We start from the raw sequence: 12,765 nt of genomic DNA on the forward strand, positions 1-12,765 counted from the left end.
TGCCAGATGTGGCGATACGACTAACGATAACAACAAGATTGGAGTAGCCCATGTACATCACTCAAGGTTTGCACCGTCATTTGCAAGCCAGGCCCCATGCCACCGCCGTGCGCTTTGCCGGGCGCAGTATCACTTACGCCCAATTGGGCGAACGTGTTGCACGGCTTGCCAGCGCCCTGCAGGGTTTGGGGGTAGCCCGCGGGGATCGCGTGGCTATGCTTTCACTCAACTCTCAGCGCTACATTGAGTATTACTTGGGCGTGCCCTGGGCGGACGCCGTGCTCAATCCGGTGAACATCCGCTGGAGTGCCGCCGAAATCATCTACTCCCTGGATGACTCGCAAACCTCGGTGCTGATCGTCGATGAAACCTTCCTCGACCTGGGCAGAAAAGTTGCGGCCGAGTCCAAGACCCTGCGCACGCTGATTTATGCCGGCGAGGGTGAAGTCCCCGACGGCATGCTCAGTTACGAAGACCTGCTGGCATCCTCAATGCCGATCGAGGACGCACGTCGTGGCGGTGATGAACTGTTAGGGATCTTCTATACCGGTGGTACCACTGGATTCCCCAAAGGCGTAATGCTGAGTCATAGCAACGTTGCCTTTTCCGCGATGGCGACTTTGAACTCAGGCAGCTACGGGGCGAATGCAGTTTTTCTCCATGTGATGCCAATGTTTCACCTGGCTGACTTCGCCGCCATGACTGCACTGTTCTCTAGTGGTGGCATACACGTTGTACAGCCCTCCTTTGTCCCCCAAAAGGTACTGGAGGCCATCGATCAGGAACGAATCACCGAGATTCTACTGGCCCCGACCATGATCCAAATGCTGCTCGATTGCCGTGACAAATCCGAGCAAGCACGCAGGCTGGACCTGAGTTCGCTGGCTTGTATCGGCTATGGCGCCTCGCCCATCACTCCGGCCCTGCTCGATCGTGCGCAACAGGCCTTCCCCGCCGCCGGCTTCTCCCAGGGCTACGGCATGACCGAACTTGCCCCCATGGCCACCACCTTGGCGCCGGAATACCACTGCCAAGCTCACCACGACAGCGGCAAGATGTATTCGGCCGGGCGTCCAGCCATTTGCGTAGAAGTGCGCATCGTCGATGCCCAGGACAACGAGGTACCGCGCGGTACCGTCGGCGAGATCGTCGTTCGTGGCCCGAACGTCATGCTGGGCTACCTGAACAAACCGCAAGAAACTGCCGAAGCGCTGAGAAATGGCTGGATGCACACCGGCGATGGTGGGTACATGGACGATGATGGGTTCATTTACGTCTGCGACCGCCTCAAAGACATGATCGTCAGTGGTGGCGAGAACATCTACAGCGCCGAAGTCGAAACCGCAATCGCCAGCCATCCCGCCGTTTCACAGATCGCTGCAATTGGTATCCCCTGTCAGAAATGGGGCGAATCGGTCCACGCCATTATCATCCTCAAAGCTGGCGTGACCGTCAGTGGTGAGGAAATCGTTGCCCATTGCCGTGAGCGCATTGCTGGCTACAAGTGCCCACGAAGCGTTGAATTCCGCGACAGCCTGCCGCTGTCCAGTGTGGGTAAGGTGCTAAAGAACGAATTGCGTAAAGCCTTCTGGGAAGGCCATCAGCGCAACATCGCCTGAATCATCGCCCTCTGCCTTTACAGCAGAGGGGATAATCACTCTGTGGAGCCAGAACAATGACAATACGCATTGGCGTACCGCTTCGACGCGCCCTGAAAACCCTCACTCTGATCAACCTCGCAACTGTCCAGTTGGCACTGGCGCAACCCACACCCCCTGGTGCCTCTACTCAATACGAGTTTCAAAACGGCTACCCGAGTCCGGCCACCATCAGCCAGGTCTACGATGAAATCGACCTGAACCGAGCAGTACAGGCCTACCGATTTTTTTACCCAAATGTCTCGATGATGAATCTCTGGCAGGCCAACATCGAGGACGGCATGCAGCCCAACCAGGTGTTCGCGCTGATGCAGGGCTCACCCGCCAAGCGGGCATTTACGGCGAACTCTGATACCCCGTATGCCGGAGCGCCCATAGACCTGTCAGCCGGGCCGATGGTCGTAGAGTTTCCGCCAGGGCCACTGATGAGCGTGGCCAATGATCTGAACCAAAGTTGGATCATGGACCTCGGCGTGCCTGGTCCCGATGCAGGCAAGGGTGGCAAACACCTGATCCTGCCTCCGGAATATAACGGACCGGTTCCAGAAGGCTATTTTATTGGTCGTTCTACCACCAACAAGCTGTTGTTGCTGCTGCGTGCACTGCCGATAAAAGGTGATATCGAGGGTGCCATCGCATTAATGAAAAGCGTAAAAGTCTACCCGCTGAACAATTCCGCGGATTGGGTGGCGCCAAGCTGGGTGAATTTGAGTGAGCACGCAGTTGACCTGACACCAGTAAAGCTCGAAGACAACCTCCAATATTGGCGCACCCTACACACCTTGCTCGATTCAGAGCCGGCCAACCCGGCCTACAGCAACTACTACGGTGAACTTGCAGCATTGGGTATCGCCAAGGACAAACCGTTCGAGCCCGACGCTCGCATGCAGCGCATTCTGATTGAGGCAGCAAAAAAAGGCATGGTGCAAATGCGCGTGCAATCGTTCGCCGACCGTCGCCCTGATCGCGTCGTGTGGCCGGATCGCCAGTGGGAATGGGCGGTGTTGCGCCCGGAAAACGGTACCTTCAGCACTGGTGGCTACACCGATCTGCAAGCCAGAGAGAAATGGTTCTTCCAAGCCATGATCGCCTCTCCAGCAATGTTCCGGCGCGCGCCGGGTGCAGGTTCACTCTACTGGCTAGGTAGCCGTGACGCCCAGGGGCAGTACCTGGACGGAGCAAAGGCCTACACCCTTAGCGTGCCGTTGCCATTGCCGGCAAAGCTGTTCTGGTCAGTCACTGTCTACGACAGCCAGACACGCTCACAAATCGAAACTCCGCAGGCCAAGGCAGCCCTGCGCTCCCTCGAGGAGCTCAAGGGTCAAGGTCACACTGGCACAGCCCAGCTGTACTTCGGCCCTACTCCGCCCCCCGGCAAGGAACAGAATTGGATCAAAACGACTCCGGGCAAGGGTTGGTTCGCCTACTTCCGTATTTATGGCCCCGACAAACCGGCCTTCGACGGAGCCTGGAAGCCAGGTGACTTCAACCCAGTGAACTGAACCGGTGACGTCATTTTCTAATACATAAAGGATTGCTCATGAGACATCATTTTGGCTTGAACCGTCCGACAACGGCGACGGTCCTGGTACTGCTTGCCTTGCTGGTTATTATGTTTCAAAAGGCCCCGGCCGCTGCCAGCCAATCGCAAATCACCACACGGGTAATGGAAAGCCGTGCGATGGAAGCAGCGTTATGGGGTATGCCCTTGTTGAATTTCAACGCCATGCGCCAGGCCTATTTTCGCGATGCTGGCGCCCAATACAACGACATCATGTACTGGTCGCGCCCTTCAGATTGGCGCAACCAGACCGCTACTCCTAACCACTCCACCTTGTATGTGATGTTCTTCATCAACCTCAAGGACGGACCTGTGGTCGTTGATATTCCTGCGACGCAGGAGGCAGGTTTGTATGGAACGCTGATCGACGCCTGGACCACACCGATGGTCAACGTCGGTAACAAGGGCCAGGACCAAGGCAAAGGTGGACGATACCTGGTACTGCCACCGGGCTATAGCGGGCAGGTACCAGCAGGCTATGTTCCAGTACAGAGCAAGACCTTCAACAACTACAGTCTGCTGCGGGTAATAACCAGGTCGGGTGGCGAGAAGGACCTGGCGCACGGTGTCGATTATCTGAAAAACATGAAGGTCTACCCTCTGGGGGGGACTGGTAGTTCCTCATCAGGCCGCTTCATCGACATGGCGGACAAGGTCTACGATGCACTGCCCAAATTTGATGACAGCCTGTATGACTCGCTCGCGACGATGGTCATCGAGGAGCCAATGCAGGAACGTGATGTGGCCATCATGGGGCAGTTTCGTACGCTCGGTATCGGTAAAACGCTGCACTTCAACCCTGACCCTCAACAGCGCAAGTTGCTCGACACGGCAGCCAAGCAGGCTCAAGCCTACCTGATGACAGGTTACGAACAGTCTGGGCTGGCCATCTGGAGCGGACAACGGAAATGGCGCACATTGGCCGATCCGAAAACCAGCTTAGCGTCCGGGGTAACCTTCGTGCTGCCAGATCAAGGTCTACTGCTCGATGAACGTGCCTTTGCCTGGTTCGCGATGTTTGGCCCTGTTGTGCCACCAACACCACACGTCTACATGAAAAGCTATGAGACCGGTGCAGGTCAGCTACTGGACGGAAGCAAACGCTACCGTCTGCGTATCCCTGCCAATGCGCCCGCCAAGGAATTCTGGTCGGTGGATGCCTATGATGCCAGCACTGGCGGTTTCATCCGCAAGGCGCCGGTAGTCGGTCTGGACTCCTATGACAAAAAGCTCAAGCGCAATGCCGACGGTACCGTAGACCTGTACTTTGCCCCAGAACCACCTCCCGGACAGGAAAGTAATTGGATCAGCACCCAGGCTGGCCAACGTTTTTTCACTTTGTTCAGAATCTATGGTCCTGAGCAGGCCATCAAGGACCGCAGTTGGGTTCTCAACGACATCGAACAGATCAACTGACGTTCTGACGTTCATGGCCATCGGTGCGCGAGCCTGCACCGATGGCTACTGGACAAGCTGCTGACGCCCTGCCCATACACATCTTCCTCGGAGTACCGCCATGAGCGATTCACTCGCCCGTATGCCTTTCACGCGCCTACACATTGCTGGACCAGATGCCGACGGCATCGCCCTGGTCACCCTGGCTCGGCCTGAAAGCCTCAACGCTATTGATCTGGATATGTTCCACGAACTCAAACAACTCGCCCTCGTCGCCGAAGCAGACCCCGAGGTACGCGCTTTGATCCTGACCGGTGCGGGTCGTGGCTTCTGCGCAGGCCTCGATCTTGAGGTGGCGGGAAGGCTGTCGCAGTTGAGTATCGAGGCGTATATGAAGATTCAGGAGCTGGCCGGCAGCACTGTCTATGCATTGCGCCTTTTGCCCAAACCAGTCGTCGCCGCGGTCAATGGCGCCGCCACCGGTGGCGGACTGGCGCTGGCGTTGGCAGCCGATATTCGTATCGCCAGCGAACAGGCCCGTTTTGGCGTCGCGTTCACCCGCCTGGGACTGTCGGCCTGCGATGTCGGTATGTCCTGGTTGCTGCCACGTATCATTGGCATGGCTCATGCCAGTGAATTGATGCTTACCGGGCGCATCATCGACGCCCAGGCGGCTGCACGCATCGGCCTGACCAATCGAGTGGTTGCCGCCGAAGAACTGCTTGGTTGTGCCTATGAGGTTGCCCGCGAGATAGCCCGCAACTCAGCATTTGCCATGCGTTTGACCAAACAAGGCTTGCAAATGAACGTTGATGCGCCTTCGCTGCAGGCCGCTATCGAGCTTGAAAACCGCAGCCAGGCGCTAGCCGCCCGCTCGGATGAAATGCCTCAAGTATTTGCCCGGTTTCGCCAAGAGCAGGCCACCAGCCGTCGCCAACGCTAAAAAAAGCCGGTACGCGAAAGCGACCGGCTTGCTATTTGTGGTTTGACCTGTCAACGCCATACCGATGCAGTAGCGTCTTCTAGCGCTGCCTGAACTTGTTCGGTGTGCTCACCAAAGCCAGGGATTGGTCCTGGAATCACCACCTTGTTATCAAACCGCGGTGCAGCCACCGTTTGCAACAGTTCATCGCGCTCAAAGTACAACTGGCGAGCGACGTTATGAGGGTGTTGCGCAGCCTCATCCGGGCTCAGTACCGGCGCAAAACAAGCATCGGAGTACTCCAACACCTCGCACCATTGCGCACGAGTGCGCGATTCAAACAGTTCAGCGAAGTGCTGATGCATTTCGTGCCACTTGCTGCTGCCCCACTGTCGGGCAAAACGTGGGTCGTCCGCCAGGCCCAATTTTTCGAGCAAGAGTGTATAGAACTGCGGCTCGATGGAACCTAGCGTGATGAACTCGCCATCAGCGCAACGGTAAGTCGAATAGAAGTGTGAGCTGTCATGCAGGTTGTTGCCGCGTTGGAAGCCCTCGCCGAAGAACCCGGCGTTACGGGTAGACAGCATCAACTGCATCATATGCGCCGAACCGTCGAGAATCGCTGCATCTACCACAGTGCCCTGCCCGGTCTGACGTGCCCGCAGCACCCCAGCCAACAGCCCCACCGCCAGGTACAACGCACCACCGCCGATATCACCGAGCAGCGTGATCGCGGTACTCGGTGGTTCGCTCGATGTGCCGTTATGAAACAGTGCACCGGATAGCGCAATGTAGTTGTTGTCATGACCAGCCGCCTGAGCCATCGGCCCGCTCTGACCCCAACCCGTCATACGGCCAAACACCAGACGCGGATTACGTGCCTGACACACCTCGGGCCCAAGCCCCAGGCGTTCCATAACGCCGGGACGCATGCCTTCGATCAAAACATCGGCATCTTCGATCAGACGCAGCACCAGCTCGCGACCTTCAGCTGATTTCAGGTCGGCGCTGACGGAGCGTTTGCCACGATTGATCAAGTTGGTCCTGGCGTTCGCCCCCTGGTCGGCGCGCTCGATAGCGATGACATCCGCCCCAAGGTCGGCCAAGTGCATGGCACAAAATGGCCCGGGGCCAATTCCACAGATTTCAACAACCTTGATACCCGACAACATGGACGCTCTCCTTTCTTGTTTTTGCCTGATTTGGGCAGTACGTCGCGCAAACAGATGGCAGATTAAGTGATTTGCCGAACCCTGCCTCCAACCCATGAAAGGTGGTGTTCTTTCAACCCGCAGCCCACCGAAAATCAAGCATTGCCGCTGTAATTCTCTTTTAGCCAGAAAAGGTAAAGGGTATGCCACGCCACACCGATGAACGTACCAGCCGCCGATTGCTGCACTCGCGACAAGTAACCTGTAACGGCTATGTCCGAAGCGATGGTCTGTACGAAATTGAAGGTCGCTTGCAAGACATCAAGACCGACGACAGCGATATGTTTTTCAAGTATGTGCGTGCGGGTGAACCGATCCATCAGATGCGCCTGCGCCTAGTCATCGACCTGGATCTGGTTATTCATGACGTTGAAGCTTTTACCGAAGCTGGGCCCACACCTTACTGCGCGCAAATCAATGCGAGCTACACGCAACTGATCGGCCTGAAGATTGGGTCTGGTTTTAAAAAACAGGTGTTCCAGCGAGTGGGGGCCAGCCTGGGTTGTACCCACTTGACCGAACTGCTGGGTCCGATGGCGACCACCGCTTTCCAGACCACCTTTTTCTTTCAGCACCAAGCCCAACAGCAGAAACATGCCAATAACCCTAGCGCTCCCGTGCCAAGACCCTGGGTGATTGGGACCTGCCATGCCTATCGAACCGATGGCGAAGCGGTTCGGCTGATATGGCCGGAAGGCTGATCTGCTGGCGCCGGCCTACTCACTGGCTGTTGGTAAAAAACCAGCGGAAATACGGATTATCTGGAGCCTTTTGCATCAACTGCGGTACTTCCCGCGCCCAGCCCTGGCGGTCACCGCCATAAGCCATCAGGGTCAAGCCGTAGAACTGGCGCAACAGCCTCCACTGCTGCTCCACGGCTAAGCGCTGGGCTTGGTCGGTGTGTTGCAGCGGCGGCGACGTCCTCAGTGCCAGTAATGGCGGCAGCACCCGGGTGATTTCTCGCGAACGGACCCAGGGCGCGTATTCGATTCGCGGCAGGTCGTCGGTGACCGCTGGGGCATCACCGGCAAAGTGCTGCAGGCCCTGGCGGTCGGTCAGCCAGGTGGCGAGCAAGGCTTCGACCGTTGGCACCCCGACTTCGGCCAGCGCCGCCGCCACGTGCGGTTGCGCAAAGCGCTGGCTGATCCGTTCAACGTCCAGGGCCAGCGGCTGCAGCGAGCCGATCAACAGCGTTTCGTGGAACTCGGTGGTCCACAGGCTGGCATACGGGAATACGTCGAGAAAGCTGCGCACCAGCGAACGACTGTCGTCAACGTTCTGGGTCGGCAGCGGCAACCACTGGGCGACAATACCCTTGTCCTCCAGCCGCGAGGCGGCCAACTGATAGAAGTCTCGCGAATATAGGTTGACCACACCGCTCGCCGACGGCGGTGGCGGCTCCAGGGTGACTACGTCATAACGTTGGTCGCTGCGCAGCAGCTCACGCCGACCATCACGCAGACGGATGTCCAGGCGTGGGTCGCTGACCGCCGCGAAGTTACCGTTGAACAACGGCGCGGCCTGCAGTACTTCCGGTAGCAGCTCGGCGACGACCGGACGTTGCAGGCCGGGAAACTGCAGCATGGCACCCGCGGTGATCCCGGTGCCAAAGCCGATGACCATGGCCGATTGGGGCTCGCCGTTGTGAATCAGCAGTGGCAGCAGCGCCTGCAGACGCATGTAGCGCAACGACGGCATGGCGTCGCCGGTATTGGACACACCTTGAATGTACAGGCGATTGAAGCTGCGCCCCTGACGTTGCTGGGAGACCACGGCAACGGTGCCGCCCCGGCCCTCTTCATAAAATGTGAGGGTGCCATTGCGTGCACCCGGCAACAGTTCGGCAAGCCGCTGCGGCGGCGTCAGCACCCCGACCACCAGGGTTGTCAGGCTTACTCCGAGAATCGCTGCGCGCAGGCCCTTGTGCTGCGCCCGGCCGTGCCACATGGCAATGCAGCCGGTTGCCGCAGCGATCAACGCCAGTACCACCAGGGTGCGAACCAACCCCAGTTCCGGCACCAGGACAAAGCCCACCAGTACGACGCCGGCGATACCGCCCAATGTATTGACCGCGACCACCGTACCGACATCCCGGCCGACCTGGCCGCTGTCGACCGCCAGGCGCAGGGCCAGGGGAAACGCCGCGCCCAACAAGGTGGTAGGCAGAAACACCACGCACACCGCTGCCGTGGCAAACCGTGCTGACATACCTGCCAGTTCGTTGCCGGTCAGGTGCAGCACGAACGCCTCCACTTCGGTCTGAGCGAAGATCAGCCAGCGCCCCAGCCCAGCAACCAATACCAGCGCAAACAAACCGGCCAAGGCAATCAACAGGCCGAACAGTCCCCATGGATCACGAATCCGGTCGGCGCGCCGGGCATAAATAGCGCTGCCAATGACCAAACCGGTCAGGTAGGTCGCCAGCACCACGGCGAAGGCGAAAGCGCGGGTGCTCATGAACTGCACGATGGACTGGGTCCACACCACTTCATAGCCAAGCGCAACACCACCCGCCACGCAGTACAGGGCAATGGCCAGGCGCGCCGCAGAGGTACGCGGCATGGTCGGGCGCTGTGTTTCAACGGGCAGTTGCTGGTCGCGACGGCGGAAGAGCCAGGCGCCAGCCGCTGCCAGCAGATTGAGTACTGCGGCAATCAGCGCGCTGCCGGTTACACCAACATTGGCCAGCAGCACGAACGCTGTCAGTAACGTGCCGCAGATTGCCCCCGCGGTATTGGCCGCATACAGGCGCCCACCGGCCTCGGCCATCTGCCCCTGGGCAGGGGTCAGGGCGCGCATCAGCACCGGCAGCGTGCCGCCCATGAAAAAAGCAGGAATACCCACTAACAGAAAGGGCACAAACCAGGCCAATAGCCCGACGCTGGCTTCAAGCCGGGCGAACAGTCCGGCGCTGTTGGCCAGTGCCAATGTCGCCAGCACACCCAACACCGCTACACCCAGTTCCAGCACGGCATAGAGGACGACTGGACGCTGCAGGCGGTCCGCCCAGCGACCGAACAGCAGGCCGCCCAGGGCCAGGCCGATGAAAAAGGCACTGATCCCGGTGGTGATGGCGTACACCTCCACCCCCACCACCAATGACAGTTGCTTCACCCACAGTACCTGGTACACCAGCGCCGCCGTGCCGGATACGAACAGCAACGCGGCCGGTATCAGCATTTGCAGGCGATGGTCGCGGCTTGCCGCTTGCGCGGTAGCAGTGCGAACGCGGGAGGGACTGACAGCTGAGCGCATGGATCAACCTTATCGGGCAGTCAGCTGGCCGTTGCCGCCGCGCCCGAGTCACGAAAAAGGAAGCGCCCGTCGGGGACGGGCGCTGGTGCACGGTTTACTTCTTCATTTTCTCATCGATCCTGCGGTCAACATCGGCACGAATCTGGTCGATGCTAAAGCTCGCCGGGCGTTGGCTTGGTGGGTAATCAACGAAGGTTTCCAGGAAGGCTCCGGCCTTCATAGTGGCTTCGAAAAGCAAGTAATCGTTCTTGGTCAACCAGTCGTAATACTGGTCAGAGACCACATCGGCCCGCTCATAGGGATCCATGCGCAGGTTGAACAGCTTGGGTACCCTCAAGGAGGTAAACGGCTCGCTCCACACCTTGAAGCCGCCAGGTGCACGCTGCTCGGCGTATACCACTTTCCAATCGTTCATGCGCATGGCGACCAGCTCGCCATCGTCGTTGAAGTAGTAGAACTCGTTGCGCGCGCTCTTGTCAGCCTTGCCAGTGAGGAAGTCCAACTGGTTGTAGCCGTCCAGGTGCACCTTGAAGTTCTTGCCGCCAACATCAGCGCCTTTAAGCAAGCGATCCTTGATGTCAGTGTCACCCGCTGCCGCGAGTAAGGTCGGAAACCAGTCCAACCCGGAGAACATCTGAGTCGTCACCGTGTCTGCCTTAATCTTGCCAGGCCAGCGAACCAATGCGGGAACCCGATAAGCGCCCTCCCAGTTGGAGTTTTTCTCGTTGCGAAACGGTGTGGTCGCAGCATCCGGCCAGGACCATTGGTTAGGCCCGTTGTCGGTGGTGTAAACCACAATGGTGTTGTCGGTAATCTTCAAGTCATCGAGCTTCTTGAGCAATTTGCCAACGTCGCCGTCGTGTTCGAGCATGCCGTCGGCGTACTCGTTGCCGAGCATGCCGCTTTGCCCCTGCATGGATTCACGCACATGAGTGAAGGCATGCATGCGGGTGGTGTTCATCCAGACAAAGAATGGCTTATCGGCCTTGACCTGCTTGTCGATAAAGTCGATGGCGGCCTGAGTGGTCTCGTCATCGATCGTTTCCATGCGTTTCTTGTTGAGCGAGCCGGTGTCCTCGACCTTACCGTCGGCACTGGATTTGATCACCCCACGCGGTGTGGCAGCCTTGAGAAACGCTGCATCATCCTTGGGCCAATAGGGACGTTCCGGCTCCTCTTCGGCATTGAGGTGATAGAGGTTGCCGAAGAACTCATCGAAGCCATGGTTGGTTGGCAGGTATTCGTCGCGATCACCCAAGTGGTTCTTGCCAAACTGCCCTGTCGCATACCCGTGCGACTTCAGGGCCTGGGCAATGGTTACGTCGCGCGCCTGCAAGCCTACCGAAGCGCCGGGTACGCCAACCTTCGACAAACCGGTACGCAGCGCCGCCTGACCAGTAATGAAGGTCGAGCGCCCGGCAGTGCAACTGTTCTCCGCGTAATAATCGGTGAACATCATGCCTTCTTTGGCGATACGGTCGATGTTGGGCGTCTGGTAGCCCACCACGCCATTGCTGTAGGCACTGATGTTGGTTTGCCCAATGTCATCGCCGAAAATCACCAGGATGTTGGGTTTATCTGCTGCATGAGCCACGTTGATGCCCATCGCCACGGTGGCGGCGAAGGTCATTGTCGTTAACCACCCTCTACTCGGATTCATAAGGCCATTGCTCCGTTTCACGTTACTGGCATGTGCCACGACTACGTACACGTGAGGCCGACTACCTGACTGGTTCCCTGTGTGCCTGCGGGTTCTCGTTCACTGGTCTTTATTGCTGTCAAAGGGGTAGATGCGCTGCCACTCACGAGCCATGTCGACTACGGTCCAGCCGTTGTCCCTGGCAGCAGTCAGGGCCTTGTCCAGGCGTCCGACCTTACTCTGGCGGTCATAGGCCCATTCGCGCCGGGCATCGGTGTGATGCACCAAGCCTGCAAAGCGCAGGCCGTTGCCGGCGGTGGTCCACTGCAGCATCTGCAAGTCACCATCGGAATTGCCGAAAGCCAGGATCGGCCGCCGACCGATGATCGAATCAATACTCACCGGTTTTCCGGGGCCATCATCGTTGTGCAGCAACTTCGGCGAACGAACGATCGAATACTTGCCGCCGGTTTCCTGGAAGCGCGCCTCAAGTGTCGTGCCGATAACCTGCTCCGGGGGTATGCCGTAGACTTCCTCGGCAAAGGCACGCATGAAGGCAACCTCACCGCCCGAAACGATGTAGGTTTTGAAACCATTGGCGCGCAGGTAATCAAGTAGCTCGAGCATTGGCTGGAAAACCATTTCGGTATAGGGCTTACCCGTTTTCGGGTGCACGGCGCTGGCCAGCCATTGGCGCGTACGGGCGATGAACTGCTCGGTGCTGACATCTGAGTGAGTCGCGGCGACGATTTTCAGCAGGCCATCCATGCCAGTGGCGGCCAGGGCTTTCTGGTCTCCGGCAAGCACTGCCTTGAACGGTTGCTGAGTTTTCCACTCCGGGTGTTGCGGGGCCAGGCGCCGAACCTCGTCGAGGGCAAACAACACCTCGAAGTACAGCGGTTGCTCGCTCCACAGCGTACCGTCGTTATCAAATACTGCGATGCGTTCTGGTTGCGCCACGTAGTCCTTGCCACCGACCTCGGTCACAGCAGCGACAAATCGCACGATCGCCTGTCGCGAGGCGCCGTCGTACCAAGACGGCAGCGGCTCTGCGGCGACGCCAAGCAGCGGCGCCAGCATCAGCAGCGCAAATAACCCGTACAGCCGAGAAATCCTTTGCATAG

Annotated in this window: 9 protein-coding genes; 5 read left to right on the forward strand and 4 right to left on the reverse strand. The window is 58.6% G+C overall.

Annotated elements, in window-relative coordinates; genetic code table 11:
* Positions 1–50 precede the first annotated feature (50 nt).
* The 4 genes from D3Z90_RS13665 to D3Z90_RS13680 all read left to right on the forward strand — a co-directional run bounded on the left by D3Z90_RS13665 (position 51) and on the right by D3Z90_RS13680 (position 5,557).
* Positions 51–1,619, forward strand: coding sequence for a long-chain-fatty-acid--CoA ligase (locus tag D3Z90_RS13665; protein ID WP_136476379.1), 1,569 nt, complete (start codon positions 51–53; stop codon positions 1,617–1,619).
* A 56-nt stretch (positions 1,620–1,675) separates the two neighbouring features.
* The gene (locus D3Z90_RS13670) at positions 1,676–3,160 is read left to right on the forward strand and encodes a DUF1254 domain-containing protein (protein WP_136476381.1); all 1,485 of its coding nucleotides are present in this window, start codon (positions 1,676–1,678) and stop codon (positions 3,158–3,160) included.
* Positions 3,161–3,198: 38 nt separating this feature from the next.
* Positions 3,199–4,635, forward strand: coding sequence for a DUF1254 domain-containing protein (locus D3Z90_RS13675; protein ID WP_136476383.1), 1,437 nt, complete (start codon positions 3,199–3,201; stop codon positions 4,633–4,635).
* Between the two features lie 100 nt (positions 4,636–4,735).
* Complete coding sequence (locus tag D3Z90_RS13680; protein WP_218571397.1) at positions 4,736–5,557, forward strand: enoyl-CoA hydratase/isomerase family protein; 822 nt, start codon at positions 4,736–4,738, stop codon at positions 5,555–5,557.
* A 50-nt stretch (positions 5,558–5,607) separates the two neighbouring features.
* Here D3Z90_RS13680 and D3Z90_RS13685 read toward each other — a convergent pair whose 3' ends face one another.
* On the reverse strand, positions 5,608–6,708 hold the full coding sequence (locus tag D3Z90_RS13685; RefSeq protein WP_136476385.1) for a CaiB/BaiF CoA-transferase family protein: 1,101 nt from the start codon (positions 6,706–6,708) through the stop codon (positions 5,608–5,610).
* A 182-nt stretch (positions 6,709–6,890) separates the two neighbouring features.
* Here D3Z90_RS13685 and D3Z90_RS13690 point away from each other — a divergent pair, with 182 nt between their 5' ends.
* The gene (locus tag D3Z90_RS13690; protein WP_136476387.1) at positions 6,891–7,448 is read left to right on the forward strand and encodes a DUF2889 domain-containing protein; all 558 of its coding nucleotides are present in this window, start codon (positions 6,891–6,893) and stop codon (positions 7,446–7,448) included.
* Positions 7,449–7,467: 19 nt separating this feature from the next.
* Here D3Z90_RS13690 and D3Z90_RS13695 read toward each other — a convergent pair whose 3' ends face one another.
* The 3 genes from D3Z90_RS13695 to D3Z90_RS13705 form a co-directional block, all read right to left on the reverse strand.
* Entirely contained in the window at positions 7,468–9,927 is a 2,460-nt protein-coding gene (locus D3Z90_RS13695) for a fused MFS/spermidine synthase (RefSeq protein ID WP_136478955.1), read from the reverse strand.
* 169 nt (positions 9,928–10,096) lie between these two features.
* Positions 10,097–11,662: an arylsulfatase gene (locus D3Z90_RS13700; protein ID WP_136476389.1), complete on the reverse strand. Its 1,566-nt coding sequence runs from the start codon at positions 11,660–11,662 to the stop codon at positions 10,097–10,099.
* Positions 11,663–11,761: 99 nt separating this feature from the next.
* A complete protein-coding gene (locus tag D3Z90_RS13705; RefSeq protein ID WP_136476391.1) occupies positions 11,762–12,763 on the reverse strand; it encodes an HAD family phosphatase in 1,002 nt (333 codons plus the stop codon).
* Between the last annotated feature and the right edge of the window lie 2 nt (positions 12,764–12,765).

Origin of the sequence: Pseudomonas sp. DG56-2, from assembly GCF_004803755.1 — a bacterium.
Taxonomy (GTDB): Bacteria; Pseudomonadota; Gammaproteobacteria; order Pseudomonadales; family Pseudomonadaceae; genus Aquipseudomonas; species Aquipseudomonas auratipiscis.

What these genes read in the sequence shown, in the direction of transcription:
- D3Z90_RS13665 (WP_136476379.1), top strand. Translation starts at nt 51, where the DNA reads ATGTACATCACTCAAGGTTTGCACCGTCATTTGCAAGCCAGGCCCCAT.
- D3Z90_RS13670 (WP_136476381.1), top strand. Translation starts at nt 1,676, where the DNA reads ATGACAATACGCATTGGCGTACCGCTTCGACGCGCCCTGAAAACCCTC.
- D3Z90_RS13675 (WP_136476383.1), top strand. Translation starts at nt 3,199, where the DNA reads ATGAGACATCATTTTGGCTTGAACCGTCCGACAACGGCGACGGTCCTG.
- D3Z90_RS13680 (WP_218571397.1), top strand. Translation starts at nt 4,736, where the DNA reads ATGAGCGATTCACTCGCCCGTATGCCTTTCACGCGCCTACACATTGCT.
- D3Z90_RS13685 (WP_136476385.1), bottom strand. Translation starts at nt 6,708, where the DNA reads ATGTTGTCGGGTATCAAGGTTGTTGAAATCTGTGGAATTGGCCCCGGG.
- D3Z90_RS13690 (WP_136476387.1), top strand. Translation starts at nt 6,891, where the DNA reads ATGCCACGCCACACCGATGAACGTACCAGCCGCCGATTGCTGCACTCG.
- D3Z90_RS13695 (WP_136478955.1), bottom strand. Translation starts at nt 9,927, where the DNA reads ATGCTGATACCGGCCGCGTTGCTGTTCGTATCCGGCACGGCGGCGCTG.
- D3Z90_RS13700 (WP_136476389.1), bottom strand. Translation starts at nt 11,662, where the DNA reads ATGAATCCGAGTAGAGGGTGGTTAACGACAATGACCTTCGCCGCCACC.
- D3Z90_RS13705 (WP_136476391.1), bottom strand. Translation starts at nt 12,763, where the DNA reads ATGCAAAGGATTTCTCGGCTGTACGGGTTATTTGCGCTGCTGATGCTG.